The 16,752-nt window shown below is 72.9% G+C and carries 19 protein-coding genes and 1 riboswitch; of the genes, 15 read left to right on the top strand and 4 right to left on the bottom strand.

Annotated elements, in window-relative coordinates:
• Window positions 1-130: 130 nt before the first annotated feature.
• Window positions 131-415 (bottom strand): type II toxin-antitoxin system Phd/YefM family antitoxin, encoded by a 285-nt coding sequence (locus tag FKN01_RS17730; protein ID WP_143621690.1) that lies wholly within the window; start codon window positions 413-415, stop codon window positions 131-133.
• Window positions 416-511: 96 nt separating this feature from the next.
• Between FKN01_RS17730 and FKN01_RS17735 the strand changes: the two genes are divergently transcribed.
• The 3 genes from FKN01_RS17735 (at window position 512) to FKN01_RS17745 (ending at window position 2,439) form a co-directional block, all read left to right on the top strand.
• Window positions 512-1,144, top strand: coding sequence for an ATP-dependent Clp protease proteolytic subunit (locus FKN01_RS17735; RefSeq protein WP_143621693.1), 633 nt, complete (start codon window positions 512-514; stop codon window positions 1,142-1,144).
• Window positions 1,145-1,151: 7 nt separating this feature from the next.
• On the top strand, window positions 1,152-1,460 hold the full coding sequence (locus FKN01_RS17740; protein ID WP_143621695.1) for a hypothetical protein: 309 nt from the start codon (window positions 1,152-1,154) through the stop codon (window positions 1,458-1,460).
• Between the two features lie 305 nt (window positions 1,461-1,765).
• Window positions 1,766-1,962: riboswitch (cyclic di-AMP (ydaO/yuaA leader) on the top strand.
• Window positions 1,963-1,965: 3 nt separating this feature from the next.
• A complete protein-coding gene (locus FKN01_RS17745; protein WP_143621698.1) occupies window positions 1,966-2,439 on the top strand; it encodes a C40 family peptidase in 474 nt (157 codons plus the stop codon).
• Between the two features lie 10 nt (window positions 2,440-2,449).
• Here the strand turns inward: FKN01_RS17745 and FKN01_RS17750 are convergent, their stop codons facing one another.
• On the bottom strand, window positions 2,450-2,881 hold the full coding sequence (locus FKN01_RS17750; RefSeq protein ID WP_143621701.1) for an ATP-binding protein: 432 nt from the start codon (window positions 2,879-2,881) through the stop codon (window positions 2,450-2,452).
• Window positions 2,882-3,086: 205 nt separating this feature from the next.
• Between FKN01_RS17750 and FKN01_RS17755 the strand changes: the two genes are divergently transcribed.
• Together FKN01_RS17755 and FKN01_RS17760 are read left to right on the top strand one after the other, a co-directional pair.
• Window positions 3,087-3,947: a helix-turn-helix transcriptional regulator gene (locus tag FKN01_RS17755; RefSeq protein ID WP_143621704.1), complete on the top strand. Its 861-nt coding sequence runs from the start codon at window positions 3,087-3,089 to the stop codon at window positions 3,945-3,947.
• 25 nt (window positions 3,948-3,972) lie between these two features.
• A complete protein-coding gene (locus tag FKN01_RS17760) occupies window positions 3,973-4,170 on the top strand; it encodes a DUF397 domain-containing protein (protein ID WP_143621706.1) in 198 nt (65 codons plus the stop codon).
• 13 nt (window positions 4,171-4,183) lie between these two features.
• Here FKN01_RS17760 and FKN01_RS17765 read toward each other — a convergent pair whose 3' ends face one another.
• A complete protein-coding gene (locus FKN01_RS17765) occupies window positions 4,184-5,326 on the bottom strand; it encodes an 8-amino-7-oxononanoate synthase (RefSeq protein WP_143621709.1) in 1,143 nt (380 codons plus the stop codon).
• A 142-nt stretch (window positions 5,327-5,468) separates the two neighbouring features.
• On the opposite strand from FKN01_RS17765, the gene bioB reads away from it, so the two are divergent.
• The 10 genes from bioB (at window position 5,469) to mug (ending at window position 16,325) form a co-directional block, all read left to right on the top strand.
• Window positions 5,469-6,692, top strand: a complete 1,224-nt coding sequence (bioB, locus tag FKN01_RS17770) for a biotin synthase BioB (protein ID WP_143621712.1) — start codon at window positions 5,469-5,471, stop codon at window positions 6,690-6,692.
• Entirely contained in the window at window positions 6,685-7,989 is a 1,305-nt protein-coding gene (locus tag FKN01_RS17775) for an adenosylmethionine--8-amino-7-oxononanoate transaminase (RefSeq protein ID WP_143621715.1), read from the top strand. Before bioB ends, FKN01_RS17775 begins: the two co-directional genes overlap by 8 nt.
• 3 nt (window positions 7,990-7,992) lie before the next feature.
• Window positions 7,993-8,682 (top strand): dethiobiotin synthase, encoded by a 690-nt coding sequence (gene bioD / locus FKN01_RS17780; protein WP_143621718.1) that lies wholly within the window; start codon window positions 7,993-7,995, stop codon window positions 8,680-8,682.
• A 247-nt stretch (window positions 8,683-8,929) separates the two neighbouring features.
• Entirely contained in the window at window positions 8,930-10,213 is a 1,284-nt protein-coding gene (locus FKN01_RS17785) for a cytochrome P450 (RefSeq protein WP_143621720.1), read from the top strand.
• A 61-nt stretch (window positions 10,214-10,274) separates the two neighbouring features.
• A complete protein-coding gene (locus tag FKN01_RS17790; protein ID WP_143621723.1) occupies window positions 10,275-10,715 on the top strand; it encodes a GNAT family N-acetyltransferase in 441 nt (146 codons plus the stop codon).
• Between the two features lie 166 nt (window positions 10,716-10,881).
• Window positions 10,882-12,219, top strand: coding sequence for a hemolysin family protein (locus FKN01_RS17795; RefSeq protein ID WP_143621726.1), 1,338 nt, complete (start codon window positions 10,882-10,884; stop codon window positions 12,217-12,219).
• Window positions 12,216-13,235, top strand: coding sequence for a hemolysin family protein (locus tag FKN01_RS17800; protein ID WP_143621729.1), 1,020 nt, complete (start codon window positions 12,216-12,218; stop codon window positions 13,233-13,235). The genes FKN01_RS17795 and FKN01_RS17800 overlap by 4 nt, the downstream gene beginning before the upstream one ends.
• A gap of 81 nt (window positions 13,236-13,316) precedes the next feature.
• Window positions 13,317-14,186 carry an SGNH/GDSL hydrolase family protein gene (locus FKN01_RS17805; protein WP_143621733.1) on the top strand — a complete coding sequence of 290 codons (870 nt, stop codon included), beginning with the start codon at window positions 13,317-13,319 and terminating at the stop codon, window positions 14,184-14,186.
• Between the two features lie 59 nt (window positions 14,187-14,245).
• Entirely contained in the window at window positions 14,246-15,688 is a 1,443-nt protein-coding gene (purB, locus tag FKN01_RS17810; protein WP_185992880.1) for an adenylosuccinate lyase, read from the top strand.
• Between the two features lie 28 nt (window positions 15,689-15,716).
• A complete protein-coding gene (mug, locus tag FKN01_RS17815; protein ID WP_260696939.1) occupies window positions 15,717-16,325 on the top strand; it encodes a G/U mismatch-specific DNA glycosylase in 609 nt (202 codons plus the stop codon).
• On the opposite strand, the gene FKN01_RS17820 is transcribed toward mug, so the two are convergent.
• Window positions 16,259-16,693, bottom strand: coding sequence for a hypothetical protein (locus FKN01_RS17820; protein ID WP_143621736.1), 435 nt, complete (start codon window positions 16,691-16,693; stop codon window positions 16,259-16,261). The genes mug and FKN01_RS17820 overlap by 67 nt on opposite strands.
• Between the last annotated feature and the right edge of the window lie 59 nt (window positions 16,694-16,752).

The following is a 16,752-nucleotide window of genomic DNA, read 5'->3' on the forward strand; positions in this document are numbered from 1 at the left end:
GGGGGGGGCGGGGCGGCCCCCCCCGGGGCGCGGGCGCCGGGGGGGCGGCCGCCCGGGGGGGGCGGCCGGGGGGGCGCCCCCGGCGCGCCCCCCCCGCCGGGGGGGGGGGGGCCCCACTCCTGTGTACGGGTCAGTCGTCCCGGCCGTGGTGGCCCCGGTGCTCGGCCGCGATGCCGAAGCGCTGCCGTTCGCCGGCAGCGGACGGGGCGGAGCCGATCGGGGAGACCGAGCTGATCACGTGCTCCTGCTCCGCCGCCTCCGCCTTCTCGATTCGTTCGAGGTCAGCGGCCGATACGAGGGCGACGAGCGGTTTGCCGTGCCGCGTGACGACCACGCGCTCGCCGCCGTAGACGACTCGGTTGATCAGTTCGGCGAGTTCAGCCCGGGCTTGCGTCACCGGAATCTCGTAAGCCATGCTCCCATCATAACCTTCTGTACGTCCTGTACATTTTTTACGGAAGCGTGGGCGGGGGCCCCGCGGCGCCCGCGCGACCGGAGGAGAGGCACAGCCGTGTACCGTCCCGTCGCCCGTCACGTCCTGCCCGAGTTCACCGAACGGACCTCCCAGGGGTCCCGGACCCTCGACCCGTACTCCAAGCTGCTCGCCGAGCGCGTCGTGTTCCTCGGCACCGACCTCGACGAGACGGCGGCCAACGACCTGGTCGCCCAGTTGATGTACTTGGAGCACGACGCGCCGGACCGGCCCGTCTCGCTGTACATCAACTCGCCGGGCGGCTCGTTCGGCGCGATGACGACCCTGTACGACACGATGCACTTCCTCAGCTGCGAGGTGGAGACCTACTGCCTGGGCCGGGCGGGGGCCGGGGCGGCGGTGCTGCTCGCCGCGGGCGCCCCCGGCCGGCGGCACATGCTGCCCGGCGCGAAGGTGGTCGTGAGCCAGCCCGCACTGGACGAGCCGGTCCAGGGGCAGCCCTCCGACCTGGAGATCGAGGCGCGGGAACTGGCCCGGATGCGCGGGACCATGACCGGCATGCTGGCCCGGCACACGGGGCGTTCGGTCCAGCAGGTCACCGAGGACACCGAGCGCGACCTCGTCCTCGACGCGGCGGGGGCCCTGGCGTACGGGCTGGTGGACCACATCGTGCGCAGCCGCGTCCCGGTGCCGCCGCGGTCCGGGTGGTGAACCGGCTGTGCAGCCACCGGAGTTCTCGCCACTGCCCGCCCTGACCCGGGCGGAGGCCGAGTTCGTCGACCGCTATCTGCGGGTGGTCGACCAGGTGGGCCGGATCAACCCGGCGCACGGCGACGACACCTATACGGCCCTGCGCGCGGCTCAGGCGCTCGCCTCGTACGCGGCGGAGCTGCGGGACGCCCTCGCGCTGATGCACCGGCGCGGCGAAACGCGTGTCCACAGCGCCACGTTGACCCGCGCGCTGCGGGCGCTGGACGGCGAGCGGCGGGCGGCCCGGGTCGCCCTGCCGCCGGCTCCGCCGGGCTGAGACACCGTAGGTCACCGACACGCCCGAGGAGCGCGCGGAAATTGCTCGCTCGTTCGGCGTAGGCGTTCCCTCTCACGAGCGAGGGACCGATTTGCCTTTTCCCGATGCACGGGGGGCGGATTCCTTCGCGACACCGCTGGTACGGCCGTGGCCGGCGACGGCGGGCGGACCGCCGTACGGGTGCCGGTCCACCTGAACGGGCCATCCGCGGCCGAATTCACCGATGGCTGTTCCGGCTCGGAAATCCGGCACGAGGTGAGTCAAGATCCGTGGGACGACAAGCCCCCGCCACCGCGGCGGGGCGGTCCGGGCGGACGCCGAGTCCTGCCGCCGCGCGGATGACTGGTCGACAGGAGTGGATCGGCAGGAGTGGAGGACCCGAGCACTACGGGACCGCCGGACCTCCGGTTGTCCCTCGGGGTGAAGCCGCCGCGCGCGGCCGGGCAACTTCGCCAGCCCGAACCCGACAGGTCATCCTTCACAGGCGGCTGACGAAGGGTTGCGCATGAGTGCGCAGGTTCATGTCCCGTCTCTGCTCGCCCGGGCCACCACGGCCTCGGTCATGACTCTCGCCGCCGTCGGCGGCACGCTGTGCGTGCCGGGAGCCGCCCCCGAGGCGCAGGCGGCCGGCCACGCGATGAAGGCCCTGAAGATCGCGGCGTCGAAGAAGGGGGCGCCCTACCGCTGGGGCGCCACCGGGCCCAGCAGCTTCGACTGTTCGGGGCTGACGCTCTACTCGTTCAAGAAGGCCGGCAGGGCGCTCCCCCGGACGGCCCAGCAGCAGTACAACCGGACCAGGCACATCTCGGCGTCCCAGCGCCAACGAGGTGACCTGGTCTTCTTCCATTCCGGGCGCAGCGTCTACCACGTGGGCATCTACGCCGGCGGCGGGAAGATCTGGCACTCGCCGAAGACCGGCGCCGTGGTCCGCCTGGAGAAGATCTGGACCAGGAGCGTCTACTACGGCAGGGTCGCCTGACCCGGGCCCGTCAGGGCCGGAAGGGGACCTGCCACGGGAGCGCCACCCAGACGGTCTTGCCGCCGTCGGCGGTGGGGGTGACGGTCAGCCGGCCGCCCTGCTCCTTGGCGAGCGAGCGGATGATGACCATGCCCCGGCCGTTGTCCTGCTGGACCGCGGCGGGCAGCCGCCGGGGCCGGCGCGGATGGCTGTCCGTCACACCGACGCGCAGCTCCTCGTCGCGCTCCAGCCGCACCTCGACGGTGAAGGTGGGTGACTGCCCGAAGGTGTGCAGCACGGCGTTGGTGGCCAGCTCCGAGAGGATGAGGCGGACGGTGTCGGCCGCCTCCGCGTCCTCGGGCAGGCCCCATTCCGTGAGCACCCGGGCGACGAACCTCCGGGCCGTGGAGACCGAGACCGGCTCGCTCGGCAGGGTGACACGTGCTTCCTGATGGTCTGCCATGGCGAGCCGTCCCTTTCCCACCCGTCACCGGCCCGGCGAGCGGTCCGGTTGTGCTTCGCGCCAGATTGCCACCGATGCTGCCCTCCGTGGCGGCGATCCACCAAGATGTGCATATATCTGTCGCTCAAACCGGTGAACTCTCCCCGCCCGGGCCCGCTCCGGCGTCAGACTGTCTGCTCGTCGGGCAGCGGGAGGGAGCCATCGGATGCAGCACGGCCCTGCGGTACGGCGCCGCAAACTGGGAGAGGAGCTGCGGCGCCTGCGTCACGCGTCGGGTCTCACGAGCCGGGAGGCAGCGGTGCTGCTCGGCTGGCACCAGTCGAAGGTGAGCCGGATCGAGACAGGTGTGAGCGGGGTGCGGCCGGATGACGTGAACCGGCTCCTCGACGCGTACGGCATGGACGATCCGAAGCTCCGCGAGGTCCTCGGCGCGCTCGCCGGGGCGGCGGGCGGGGGCGGCGCCGGCTGGTGGCACGCGTACCGGGGGCTCATCCCGCCCCAGTACCGTGACTTCATCAGCCTGGAGTCGCAGGCGCGCACCGCCCGCACGCTGGAGACCTCGGTGGTTCCGGGTCTGCTGCAGACGGCCGATTACGCCCGCGCGGTGACCCGGGCCTCCCTGGACGGGCTGCCGTCCGGTCAGCTGGACTCGCTGGTGGAGGTGCGGCTGACCCGGCAGGGGGTGCTGCGGAGCGATCCTCCGCTGCGGCTGAGCGCGGTCCTGGACGAGGCGGTGCTGCGCCGGGAGGTCGGTGGCCGAAGAGTGATGCGGGAGCAGCTGCGCCATCTCGCCCGGGTGGCACAACTTCCCCATGTGCGACTCCAGTTGCTTCCGTTCTCGGTCGGCGGCTATGTGAGCCTCACCAGTCCTTTCGTAATCTTCTCCTTTCCGACCGCTTCCGACCTTGACGTGGTCGTTCTTGACCATTTGACGAGTAGCCTCTATTTGGAACGGGAAGAAGACCTCGCGGCGTACAGCTCGGCCTTCGAGACCCTTCAGTCGCACGCGCTGTCGCCGGAGCACACGCTGGATCTGATCGCCGCGATCGACCGCGGCGACCGGTGACCCCCCACCGCCCGGAGGAAGCGCCATGTCCGATCAGCCTGCCCGGCCCGCGTTACGCTGGCGAAGCAGCAGCTACAGCACGGGAATGAACAACTGCGTGGAGACCGCGCCGTCCGGGAGCGGGCGGCTGCTGGCCGTCCGCGACTCGAAGGACGCGGCCAGGGCGCCCCTGGAGTTCTCCGCCACGGCCTGGACGTCCTTCGTCTCCGGTCTGAAACGCTGAGGCATACCGCGCCTCAGCGCCGAGGCGCGGTACGCCGCACCGTCTCCACCGCCCGCGCGATCTGCTCGTCCGTCAGGTCCGCGCGGGCGGTCAGCCGGAGCCGCGAGACACCGTCGGGGACGGACGGCGGCCGGAAGCAGCCCACCGCCGTCCCGGCCGTCCGGCAGTCGGCGGCCCAGCGCACGGCGGCGTCGGCCGAGGGCGCCCGGACCGAGACGACCGCCGCGTCCGGCCGCACCGCGCTCAGCCCGGCCGCCGCCAGCCCCTCGTACAGCGTGTCGGCGACCGTACGCGCCCTGAGCGCGCGCTCCGGTTCGCGGCGCAGCAGCCGCAGTCCGCCCAGGGCGGCGCCCACGGCGGCCGGGGCGAGTCCGGTGTCGAAGATGAACGTCCGGGCGGTGTTGACCAGGTGGTCGACGACCCGGGCCGGCCCGAGGACCGCACCGCCCTGGCTGCCCAGGGACTTGGACAGGGTGAGCGTGGCGACGACGTCCGCGTCGCCCGCGAGCCCCGCCGCGGCCGGCGCCCCCCGTCCGCCCTCCCCGAGCACCCCGAGTCCGTGCGCGTCGTCCACCAGCAGCGCGGCGCCCTCCGCCCGGCAGACGGCGGCCAGCGCGGCCAGCGGCGCTGCGTCCCCGTCCACGGAGAACACCGAGTCGGTGACGGCCAGCTTGCGGCCCCGGTGCCCGCGCAGCGACTTGCGGACGGCCTCCGGGTCGGCGTGCGGGACGACGGCGGTCTCGGCCCGGGAGAGCCGGCAGCCGTCCACGATGGAGGCGTGGTTGCCCGCGTCCGACGCGATGAGGGCGCCGCGTCCGGTGAGCGCGGTGAGGGCCGCGAGGTTGGCGGCGTAGCCGGAGGAGAGGACGAGAGCGGCCTCGAAGCCGCAGAACGCGGCGAGTTCGCGTTCCAGCTCGGCGTGCAGCGCGGTCGAGCCGGTGACCAGGCGGGAGCCGGTCGCCCCGCCGCCCCAGCGGCGCGCCGCGTCCGCCGCCGCGGAGGTCACCTCCGGGTGCCGGGTGAGGCCGAGGTAGTCGTTGCTCGCCAGGTCCAGGAGCTCGGCGTCGGCCTCGCGGGGCCGCAGCCGGCGGACGAGCCCCGCGTCCGCGCGCCGGCGCGCCTCGTCGTCGATCCAGTCGAACGGGGTGACGGGCATGGGCGGTCCCTTTTGTAGGCAGCTCACAGACCCTAACCGGGCTCATGCCGGGACACGGTGTGGCGATACACACACCCCGCGTCAGCTCTGTTGTCCGGTTCCTCCTTGGCTCCGGGCGGTGCGGTGCGTCAGGATCATCGCCATGGACCTCCTGAACACGCTGGTGGACAAGGGGCTGCGGCGCGAGCTGCCGACCCGTGAAGAAGCGCTCGCCGTACTGGCGACCCCGGACGACGAACTGCTCGACGTGGTGGCCGCGGCCGGCAAGGTGCGCCGTCAGTGGTTCGGGCGGCGGGTGAAACTGAACTATCTGGTCAATCTGAAGTCCGGGCTCTGCCCCGAGGACTGCTCGTACTGCTCGCAACGGCTCGGCTCCAAGGCCGAGATCCTCAAGTACACCTGGCTGAAGCCGGAGGAGGCGTCGAAGGCGGCGGCGGCCGGGGTGGCCGGCGGCGCCAAGCGCGTCTGCCTGGTGGCCAGCGGCCGGGGGCCGACGGACCGGGACGTCGACCGGGTCTCGCAGACCATCGAGGCCATCAAGGAGCAGCACGAGGACGTCGAGGTGTGCGCCTGCCTCGGTCTGCTCTCCGACGGGCAGGCCGACCGGCTGCGTTCGGCCGGCGCCGACGCGTACAACCACAACCTCAACACCTCCGAGGGGACCTACGGGGAGATCACGACCACCCACACCTACGCCGACCGCGTGGACACGGTGCGGCAGGCGCAGGCCGCCGGCCTCTCCGCGTGCTCGGGTCTGATCGCGGGCATGGGCGAGAGCGACGCCGATCTGGTCGACGTGGTCTTCTCGCTGCGCGAGCTGGACCCGGACTCGGTGCCGGTCAACTTCCTGATCCCGTTCGAGGGGACGCCGCTCGCCGAGGAGTGGAACCTCACGCCGCAGCGCTGTCTGCGCATCCTCGCGATGGTGCGGTTCGTCTGCCCGGACGTGGAGGTGCGGCTCGCGGGCGGGCGCGAGGTCCATCTGCGCTCGATGCAGCCGCTCGCGCTGCACCTGGTCAACTCCATCTTCCTGGGCGACTACCTGACCAGTGAGGGCCAGGCCGGACAGGCGGACCTGGACATGATCGCGGACGCCGGTTTCGAGGTCGAGGGCGCAGGTACGACGACGCTCCCCCGGCACCGCGCGGACGCGGCGGCCGGCTGCGGTTCGCACGCGGGCGGAGGCTGTGCCTCCGAGGCCGGGGGCCGCGGACCGCACGCGGGCGGCGGCTGCGGGCCGTGCGGGGACGGCGCCGGGGCGGAGCCCGTAGCCGCCGCCGAGGTGCCGCGAACGCCGGGCGCCCGTACGGATCTGGTGGCGGTCCGCCGCCGTGGCGCGGGCACGGACCTCGCCCCCAATGCCTGAGCCGCTCTCCCCCGCCGCACTCCGGGAGCTGGACCGGGCGCACGTCTGGCATCCGTACGGCCCCATGCCGGGCCGGCAGGAACCGCTGGTCGTGGAGTCCGCCTCCGGGGTCCGGCTGCGGCTCGCCGAACCCGCCCACGGCCACGAGGAGTTGGTCGACGGGATGTCCTCGTGGTGGTCGGCCGTGCACGGCTACAACCACCCCGTGCTGAACGAGGCGGCGCGCGGCCAGCTGGACCGGATGAGCCATGTGATGTTCGGCGGGCTCACCCACGAGCCCGCCGTCCGGCTGGCGGCCCGGCTGGTGGAGATCACCCCGGAGCCGCTGCGCCACGTCTTCCTCGCCGACTCGGGCTCCGTGTCGGTGGAGGTCGCCGTGAAGATGTGCCTCCAGTACTGGCGGTCGGCCGGGCGGCCGGCCAAGAAGCGGCTGCTGACCTGGCGCGGCGGCTACCACGGGGACACCTGGCAGCCGATGTCCGTGTGCGACCCCGAGGGCGGGATGCACGAGCTGTGGTCCGGCGCCCTGCCCCGCCAGGTCTTCGCGGACGAACCGCCCGCCGGTTACGGCTCCGAGCCGGACCCGGCGTACGCGGCCCATCTGCGCGAGCTGATCGGGCGGCACGCGGACGAGCTGGCGGCGGTGATCGTGGAGCCGGTGGTGCAGGGCGCGGGCGGCATGCGCTTCCACTCCCCCGGCTATCTGCGGGTGCTGCGCGAGGCGTGCGACGCGTACGGCGTGCTGCTCGTGTTCGACGAGATCGCCACGGGCTTCGGCCGTACCGGAAAGCTGTTCGCCGCCGGGCACGCGGGGGTCTGTCCCGACGTGATGTGCGTGGGCAAGGCGCTGACCGGCGGCTATCTGACGATGGCGGCGACGCTGTGCACGAGCGAGGTGGCGGACGGCATCTCGCGCGGCGAGGTGCCGGTGCTCGCCCACGGCCCGACGTTCATGGGCAACCCGCTCGCCGCGTCGGTGGCCTGCGCCTCCATCGACCTGCTGCTCGGCCAGGACTGGCAGCAGGAGGTCAAGCGGATCGAGGCCGGTCTGGCCGAGGGCCTGGCGGCGGCGCGGGAGCTGCCCGGGGTCCGCGATGTGCGGGTGCTCGGCGCCATCGGGGTGGTCCAGCTGGACCACGAGGTGGACATGGCCGCGGCGACCTCGGCGGCGGTGCGGGAGGGGGTGTGGCTGCGGCCGTTCCGGGACCTCGTCTACACCATGCCGCCGTATGTGACGGGTGACGACGATGTGGCACGGATCTGCCGCGCGGTGTGCGCTGCGGCGCGGGAGGGCTGAGGCGTGAACGTTCTGGTGGTGACCGGTACCGGTACGGAGATCGGCAAGTCGATCGTGACTGCGGCCGTGGCGGCGGCTGCCGCGCACCGCCGCGTCGCCGTGCTCAAACCGGCCCAGACCGGTCTGGCGCCGGGCGAGCCCGGTGACGCGGCGGAGGTGGCGCGACTGGCGGGAGGCCACGTCACGGCGGTCGAACTGGCCCGCTTCCCCGAGCCGTTGGCACCCGCCACGGCCGCCCGCCGGGCCGGGCTGGACCCGGTGCGTCCGTACGAGGTCGCCGAGGCCGCCGGGAAGCTGGCCGCCGACCACGACCTGGTCCTGGTCGAGGGCGCCGGCGGGCTGCTCGTACGGTTCGACGACGAGGGCGCGACCCTGGCGGACGCGGCCCGGCTGCTCGCCGCCCCGGTCCTGGTGGTCGCCCCGGCCGGTCTGGGCACGCTGAACTCCACCGCCCTGACGGCGGAGGCGCTGCGGGCCCGGGGGCTCGACTGCCCGGGGGTGGTCATCGGCAGCATGCCGGCCGCGCCCGATCTGGCGGCGCGCTGCAATGTGACGGACCTCCCGGTGGCCGCCGGGGCCCCGCTGCTGGGCGTCGTCCCGGAGGGCGCCGGGTCGCTCGCACCGGCCGATTTCCGGGCGCGGGCGGCGAGTTGGCTGGCCGGGCCGCTGGGCGGCGACCGGCTGCCGGGCTGAGCGGCCGGCCGCCGGGCCGAGACCGAGGAGAAGACACGAGATCCCGGTGTGCGGGCGTCCGAGGGGCGCCCGCACGTCCGTTCACCGGGCAGTCCCGGACGGATTCCGTACCCCGGCCCCCCATTGGTCGAACACCTGGTCATAATTCCTGCTCAGGGCTCAGGTAGCCGAAGTCACCGCGGTCGGCCACGTCCTGGCGAAGCAGCGCGCCAACCGACCAGTTCTCGCGACGACTCATGGAGTGACATTGAGTACGACGACGTTCCGTTCCCGCATCACGGCCCGGCTCGGGCGCGGCTACCTGGCCAGGATCCAGAAGCACGGATTCGGGTCGACCACGATGAAACTGCTCCCGGAACAGCTGCTGATGCCGCTGCGCAGGGAGGGGCTCGACCCGGTCCGGCGGCTCACCGAGACCCGGGCGAGCGCACCGGTGGCCAGGGTGGCGCTGCCGTTCGGCATGGACGCCTGGGTGGTGACCGGCTACGAGGAGGCGAAGGCCGTGCTCGGCTCCGCCGAGGGCTTCAGCACGGACTTCGCCCATCTGGCGGGCAACGCGGGCATAGCCGCCGAGCACAGCCCCGGCGGCCTGGGGTTCAGCGATCCGCCGGTGCACACGCGGCTGCGCCGCATCCTGACGCCGGAGTTCACGATGCGCCGGCTGCGCAGGCTCACGCCCAGGATCGACGCCATCGTCGCGGAGCGCCTGGACGCGATGGCGGCCGCGCCGGGGCCGGTCGACCTGGTGCACGCGTTCGCGCTGCCCGTGCCGTCGCTGACCATCTGCGAACTGCTCGGGGTGCCCTACGAGGACCGCGACGACTTCCAGAAGCTGGCCATGGACCGCTTCGACCTGTTCGCGGGGACCACCGCGCCGTTCGGGGCCATGTCGGCGTCGCTCGACTACTTCCGGGGCGTCGTGCGGGCCCAGCGGCGGGCGCCGGGCGACGGCCTGCTCGGGATGATCGTGCGGGAGCACGGGGACAGCGTGGACGACGAGGAGCTGGCGGGCCTGGCGGACGGGGTGCTCACCGGGGGCTTCGAGACCACCGCCAGCACGATCGCGCTGGGCGCCCTCGTTCTGCTGCGGAACCCGGGGGTGGCTGACCGGCTGCGCGCGGACGACGGTGTGACGGCGCCCTTCGTGGAGGAGGTGCTGCGCTATCTGTCGGCCGTGCAGATGGCCTTCCCCCGGTTCGCCCGCGAGGACATCGAGATCGCGGGGGTGGTGATCCCGCGCGGCGACATGGTGCTCTGCTCGCTGAGCGGCGCCAACCGGGACCCGGCGTACGTCACGGACGACGGGCGGTTCGACGTGGACCGGGTCACCCCGGCCGGGCATCTCGCCTTCGGGTACGGCATCCACCGCTGCATCGGCGCGGAGCTCGCGCGTATGGAACTGCGCTCCGCCTTCCCGGCCCTGGTCCGGCGCTTCCCCGCGATGCGGCTCGCCGTCCCGCCGCAGGACCTCTCCTTCCGCAAGCTGTCGATCGTGTACGGCGTCGAGTCGCTGCCCGCGCGACTGCGCTGAGCCGTCCCGTACGGAGGGAAAGCGATTGTCCGGGGAAACGGATCTCTGATGTGCTCGCCCCATGAGTGATCTCCCGATACGCCCCGCCGCCCTCTCCGACATCGACCCCGTGCTGCTGTTCTGGCGGACGGCGGCGGAGGGCACCAGCATCAGCGACGACCACGAGGGGGTGGCCCGGCTCATCGGCCGGGACCCGGGGGCGCTGCTCCTCGCGGAGCGCGAGGGCGTGCTCGTGGGGACCGTCATCGCGGGCTTCGACGGCTGGCGGTGCTCCGCCTACCGGCTGGCCGTCCACCCGGACCACCGCCGGCAGGGCATCGCGACCGCGCTGCTCGAGGCGGCCGAGCGGCGCTTCGCCGAGCTGGGCGGACGGCGGGTGGACGCCATGGTCCTGGAGGAGAACGAGCGGGCCCACCACGCCTGGCGGGCGGCCGGCTACCAGCGGGAGAACCACTGGCGGCGGTGGGTGAAGCCGCTCCGCCCGGGCACAGGGGGCAGGTGACCGGCCACACCCGCCATTTTGCCTATCCTTTACTATGGGGAGGCAGTCCTGCCCCTTCCGACGAAAGGTGTGAGCGTCCGCCCATGGGCGAGCCTCCCAGTATCAGAAGCCACCGACACCGCGCGGTCCGCCGGTCCCTGTCCGATCATGGGACGGAGGTGAACCGATGACCGAAGTGCTTCTGCTGCTCGTTGCGGTACTGCTCTCCCTCGCCTGCGGCGCCTTCGTCGCGGCCGAGTTCTCCTTGACCACGGTGGAGCGCGGTCAGCTGGAGCGGGCCGTCGAGCAGGGCGAGCGCGGCGCCGCGAGCGCCATGAAGGCGGTCCGCGGCCTCACCTTCCAGCTGTCCGGGGCGCAGCTCGGCATCACCGTCACCAACCTGGTCGTCGGCATGCTCTCCGAGCCGTCGATCGCGAAGCTGATCCGGGGCCCGGTGGAGTCCGTCGGCCTCTCGCCCGGTGCGGCCTCGTCCGTGGCGCTCGTCATCGGTACGGCGCTGTCCACGGTGTTCCTGATGGTCGTCGGTGAGCTGGTCCCGAAGAACTGGGCCATCTCCTCACCGCTCGCGGTCGCGAAGACGGTCGCGACCCCGCAGCGGGCCTTCACCGCCGTCTTCCGGCCCTTCATCAGCCACCTCAACAACACCGCCAACCGGATCGTGCGCCGCTTCGGGCTCGAACCGGCCGAGGAGCTGGCGTCCGCGCGCAGCCCGCAGGAGCTGATGGCGCTCGCCAGGCACTCCGCCAAGGAGGGCGCGCTGGAGGCGGACACCGCCGAGCTGTTCGTCCGCACCCTCAACCTGCCGGAGCTCACCGCCGAGAACGTGATGACCCCGCGCGTGCAGGTCACCGCCCTGGAGGTCAGCGCGACCGCCGAGGACGTCGCCAACGCGACCCGGGCCACCGGCCTCTCCCGCTTCCCCGTCTACCGGGGCAGCCTCGACACCGTCGTCGGCGTCGCCCACATCAAGGACGTGCTGGCCGTCCCGGCCGGGCAGCGGCCCCGCAAGCGGGTGTCCGAGATGCTGCGCGAGCCGGTGCTCGTGCCCGAGACGCTGACCGTGGACCGGCTGCTCGACCGGCTGTCCGGCAAGCTCGCCATGGCGGTCGTGATCGACGAGTACGGCGGCACGGCGGGCGTCGTGACGCTGGAGGACATCGTGGAGGAGGTCGTCGGCGAGGTGCGCGACGAGCACGACCCGCACGAGACGCCGGACCTCGCCCCGGCCGGCGAGGACGCCGACGGGCGCGTCCTGTGGTCGGCGGACGGTGCCGCCCGCACGGACCAGCTGGAGACGATCGGGCTGCGCGTGCCGGACGGCCCGTACGAGACCCTGGCGGGCCTGATCGCCACGGAGATCGGCCGCATCCCGGCCGTGGGCGACTCGATCGAGCTGGCCGGCTGGCGGCTGGACGTGGTGGACGCCTCCGGGCGCCGCGCCGCCCGGGCGCTGCTGCACGCGCCGCTGACCGGTTCCCACCTGCCGTCGGAGGACGAGCGATGACCGCCGTACAGCTCTTCATCGGTCTGCTGACGCTGGTCGTGAACGCCTTCTTCGTCGGCGCGGAGTTCGCCCTGATCTCGGTGCGCCGCAGCCAGATCGAGCCGCAGGCCGAGCAGGGCAACCGGCGGGCGCGCAGCGTCATCTGGGGCCTCGAACACGTCTCGGCGCTCCTCGCGGCGGCGCAGCTGGGCATCACGCTGTGCACCCTGGTGCTCGGTATCGTCGCCGAACCCGCGATCGCGCACCTGCTGGAACCCGTCTTCGACGCGGTGGGCGTGCCGCACGGCCTGGTCCACCCGGCCTCGTTCGTGATCGCGCTGACGGTGGCGACCTATCTGCACATGCTGCTGGGCGAGATGGTCCCGAAGAACATCGCGCTGGCCGAACCGGTGCGGTCCGCGCTGCTGCTCGGCCCGCCGCTGGTGACGCTGGCCCGGGCGCTGCGCCCGGTGATCTTCGCGATCAACGCCTTCGCCAACGCCCTGCTGAAGCTGTTGCGGGTGGAGACGAAGAACGAGGTGGAGGCGACGTTCTCGGACGACGAGCTGGCTCGCCTGGTGAAGGACGCCGGTGACGCGGGGCTGGTGGACGACCGGGCGGCCGAGCGCCTGCACCACGCGCTGGAGCTGGGCCGCCGGCCGGTACGGGACGTGGTGCTGCCGGTCGACCGGGTGATGTACATCCGGGTCGGGGCGACACCGGAGGAGCTGGAGCGGCTGTCGTACGAGACGGGGTTCTCGCGCTTCCCGGTGATGGACGCCGAGCGGCGCATCCTCGGCTACCTCCATGTGAAGGACGCCCTGGACGTCACCCCGCGCGACATGCCGTTCCCGGTCTCCTCGATGCGGCCGATCGCCCGGGTCCGGGCGGCGACTCCGCTGGACGACGCGCTCACCGCGCTGCGGCGCAGCCGGACGCACCTGGCGGCGGTCCTGGACGAGGACGGCCGGCTCGCGGGCATGGTGACGATGGAGGACGTGCTCCGGGAGCTGGTGGGACGGCCGCAGAGCCGCTGAGCCAGGGCGGTTCCGGGCCCCGGTCCGGAGCCGCCCTTCGCCCGCCGGGGGCGTACGGCACCGCGATACGATCGCAGCGCCATGGAAATCAATGCCTCATACACCAGTCTGGTCGCGGTCGGCGACTCGTTCACCGAGGGCATGTCGGACCTGCTGCCCGACGGTTCTTACCGGGGCTGGGCCGATGTGCTCGCCTCCCGGCTCGCGGCCCGCACGCCGGGTTTCCGGTACGCCAATCTCGCGGTCCGCGGGAAGCTCATCGGCCAGATCGTGGACGAGCAGGTGGACGTGGCGGCGGCCATGCGGGCGGATGTGGTGACGCTGGTCGGCGGCCTCAACGACACCCTGCGGCCCAAGTGCGACATGGGCATGGTGCGCGGACGCCTCGAAGAGGCGGTGGAGCGTCTGGCACCGTCCTGCGAGAAGCTGGTGCTGATGCGCAGCCCCGGCCGCAACGGCCCCGTGATGGAGCGGTTCCGGCCGCGCATGGAGGAGCTGTTCGCGCTGGTGGACGAGCTGGCCGCGCGGCACGACGCGGTGGTGGTCGACCTGTACGGCGCCCCGGCGCTGGGCGACCCGCGGCTCTGGGACGTGGACCGGCTGCATCTGACCGCCGAGGGGCACCGCCGGGTGGCCGAGGCGGTCTGGCAGGCGCTGGGGCTGCCGCCGGAGAGCGACTGGCGGGCCCCGCTGCCCGCCTCGGCCCCGGCGCGCTGGGCCGCCCGGCGGGTGGCGGACGCGCGCTTCGCCCGGCAGCACCTGCTGCCCTGGATCGGCCGGCGGCTCACGGGGCGCTCGTCGGGCGACGGACGGGCCGGGGCGCAGTACGACGCCGAGCTCGGGCGGGCCTTCTGGGTGACCCCCGAGGAGGACGGCTGGGCGGCTCCGGTGGCGACGTGGCGGCAGGTGGAGTCCGGTGAGCGGGGGGCGCGGGACGCGTCCGGTTCGTAGCAACGCACAAACCGGACCTCGGCGCTGAGCTGCACAAACCGCCAGTAGAATCCGTACACGTGACTGCTGTGTCTGCGAAGCCTCGCATCCCCAATGTCCTGGCCGGCCGCTACGCCTCCACGGAGCTGGCCGTCCTCTGGTCCCCCGAGCAGAAGGTGAAGCTGGAACGCCGGCTGTGGCTGGCGGTGCTGCGCGCCCAGAAGGACCTCGGGATCGAGGTGCCCGACGCCGCCCTCGCCGATTACGAGCGCGTCCTGGACCAGGTCGACCTGGCCTCGATCGCCGAGCGCGAGAAGGTCACCCGGCACGACGTGAAGGCCCGGATCGAGGAGTTCAACGCCCTCGCCGGCCACGAGCACGTCCACAAGGGCATGACCTCGCGCGACCTCACCGAGAACGTCGAGCAGCTGCAGATCCGGCTCTCCCTGGAGCTGATGCGCGACCGCACGGTGGCCGTCCTGGCCCGCCTGGGCAAGCTGGCGGGCGAGTACCGCGAGCTGGTGGTCGCCGGGCGCTCCCACAACGTCGCCGCGCAGGCCACCACCCTCGGCAAGCGCTTCGCGACCGCGGCCGACGAGCTGCTGGTGGCGTACGGCCGCCTGGAGGATCTGCTCGGCCGCTACCCGCTGCGCGGCATCAAGGGCCCGGTCGGCACCGCGCAGGACATGCTGGACCTGCTGGGCGGCGACGCCGGGAAGCTCGCCGAGCTCGAGGAGCGCATCGCCGCGCACCTCGGCTTCGCGCACGCCTTCACCTCGGTCGGCCAGGTCTACCCCCGGTCGCTCGACTACGACGTGGTGACCGCGCTGGTCCAGCTGGCTGCGGCGCCCTCGTCGGTGGCGAAGACCATCCGGCTGATGGCCGGCCACGAGCTGGTCACCGAGGGCTTCAAGCCCGGCCAGGTCGGCTCGTCCGCGATGCCGCACAAGATGAACACCCGCTCCTGCGAGCGCGTCAACGGCCTGATGGTCATCCTGCGCGGCTACGCGTCGATGACCGGCGAACTGGCGGGCGACCAGTGGAACGAGGGCGATGTCTCCTGCTCCGTGGTCCGCCGGGTGGCCCTGCCGGACGCGTTCTTCGCGTTCGACGGGCTGGTCGAGACGTTCCTGACGGTGCTGGACGAGTTCGGCGCGTTCCCGGCCGTGGTCGCCCGCGAGCTGGACCGCTACCTGCCGTTCCTCGCCACGACCAAGGTCCTGATGGGCGCGGTGCGCGCCGGCGTCGGCCGCGAGGTCGCGCACGAGGCCATCAAGGAGAACGCCGTCGCGTCCGCCCTCGCCATGCGCGAGCAGGGCACCGAGCGCAACGAACTGCTGGACAAGCTCGCGGCCGACGAGCGCATCCCGCTGGACCGCGCCCAGCTGGACGAGCTCATGGCGGACAAGCTGTCCTTCACCGGGGCGGCCGGCGACCAGGTCACCGCGCTCGTCGCGCGGATCGAGGAGATCACCAAGCAGCACCCCGAGGCCGCCGGCTACGCACCCGGCTCCATCCTCTGACGGCGCCCCGGCCGATCCGCCCCCGCGCATGACGCCCGAAGAGCTCCAGGCCGTCCGCGACCGCGTCGTTCCCGACGTGGTCGCGGACAACCTGCGCGTCCTGTTCTGCGGAATCAACCCGAGCCTGACCACGGCGGCGACGGGGCACCACTTCGCCTTCCCCGGCAACCGATTCTGGCCGGTGCTCCATCTCTCGGGCTTCACCCCGCGCCGGCTGGCCCCCGCCGAGCAGGCCGAACTGCTCGACCACGGGCTCGGCATCACCAACGTCGTCGCGAGGGCCACCGCCCGGGCCGACGAGCTGTCCGCCGAGGAGTTCCGCGAGGGCGGACGGAACCTCACCGCCAAGGTCGAGCGGCTGCGCCCGCGCTGGCTGGCCGTCGTGGGCATCACGGCCTACCGCTCGGCGTTCGGCGAGCGCGGGGCCGCGATCGGTCCGCAGGAACGGACGGTCGGCGGGGCCCGGGTCTGGGCGCTGCCCAACCCCAGCGGCCTCAACGCCCACTGGACGGTCGCCACGATGGCCGAGGAGTACGCCCGGCTGCGCGCGGCGGTGGAGGCCGGCAGCGCTCAGGGCGGGTCCGTCTCCGTCACCACCACGCTCAGCTCGCAGCCGGAGCCGCCCTCCTCCAGATAGAGCGCCAGCGCGATCCAGCGCTCCTCGATGTACCAGAGGCGCAGGTACTCGCAGCCCGCGACGGTGTCCGCCCACGGCTGGGGTATCTCCTCACCGGCGAGCATCCGTTCCTGGGCGCCGAAGAGACTGACCAGCTGCGGTTCGCCCCAGCGGCTGCCGAGCAGCGTGACCAGTGCCTCGTGGTCCGCGAGGCACTGGGTGCGGCGCTCCAGCCGGCCCGCCTCGTCGTCCTCCCAGACGTCGTCCGCGTACAGGTACGCCGTGTGGTAACCGGGACCGCTGACTCCCGAACCCGACCGGACGCGCTCCGCGGGGAACTCCCGGGCGCGCATCCCGTCGATGAGGCGGAGGTGATGTGCGGTGGTCATGCCGTCAGTAAACCTTCCCCCACTGACAATCGGGGCTCCGCCCCATACTTTGAGACGAT

It is taken from the genome of Streptomyces sp. 130 (assembly GCF_007096885.1).
Lineage (GTDB): Bacteria > Actinomycetota > Actinomycetes > Streptomycetales > Streptomycetaceae > Streptomyces.

Excerpts from the sequence above, each read along its gene's own strand:
- FKN01_RS17730 (WP_143621690.1), bottom strand. The coding sequence starts at position 415 with ATGGCTTACGAGATTCCGGTGACGCAAGCCCGGGCTGAACTCGCCGAA.
- FKN01_RS17745 (WP_143621698.1), top strand. The coding sequence starts at position 1,966 with ATGAGTGCGCAGGTTCATGTCCCGTCTCTGCTCGCCCGGGCCACCACG.
- FKN01_RS17750 (WP_143621701.1), bottom strand. The coding sequence starts at position 2,881 with ATGGCAGACCATCAGGAAGCACGTGTCACCCTGCCGAGCGAGCCGGTC.
- FKN01_RS17755 (WP_143621704.1), top strand. The coding sequence starts at position 3,087 with ATGCAGCACGGCCCTGCGGTACGGCGCCGCAAACTGGGAGAGGAGCTG.
- FKN01_RS17760 (WP_143621706.1), top strand. The coding sequence starts at position 3,973 with ATGTCCGATCAGCCTGCCCGGCCCGCGTTACGCTGGCGAAGCAGCAGC.
- FKN01_RS17765 (WP_143621709.1), bottom strand. The coding sequence starts at position 5,326 with ATGCCCGTCACCCCGTTCGACTGGATCGACGACGAGGCGCGCCGGCGC.
- bioB (WP_143621712.1), top strand. The coding sequence starts at position 5,469 with ATGGACCTCCTGAACACGCTGGTGGACAAGGGGCTGCGGCGCGAGCTG.
- FKN01_RS17775 (WP_143621715.1), top strand. The coding sequence starts at position 6,685 with ATGCCTGAGCCGCTCTCCCCCGCCGCACTCCGGGAGCTGGACCGGGCG.
- FKN01_RS17790 (WP_143621723.1), top strand. The coding sequence starts at position 10,275 with ATGAGTGATCTCCCGATACGCCCCGCCGCCCTCTCCGACATCGACCCC.
- FKN01_RS17795 (WP_143621726.1), top strand. The coding sequence starts at position 10,882 with ATGACCGAAGTGCTTCTGCTGCTCGTTGCGGTACTGCTCTCCCTCGCC.
- FKN01_RS17800 (WP_143621729.1), top strand. The coding sequence starts at position 12,216 with ATGACCGCCGTACAGCTCTTCATCGGTCTGCTGACGCTGGTCGTGAAC.
- FKN01_RS17805 (WP_143621733.1), top strand. The coding sequence starts at position 13,317 with ATGGAAATCAATGCCTCATACACCAGTCTGGTCGCGGTCGGCGACTCG.
- mug (WP_260696939.1), top strand. The coding sequence starts at position 15,717 with ATGACGCCCGAAGAGCTCCAGGCCGTCCGCGACCGCGTCGTTCCCGAC.
- FKN01_RS17820 (WP_143621736.1), bottom strand. The coding sequence starts at position 16,693 with ATGACCACCGCACATCACCTCCGCCTCATCGACGGGATGCGCGCCCGG.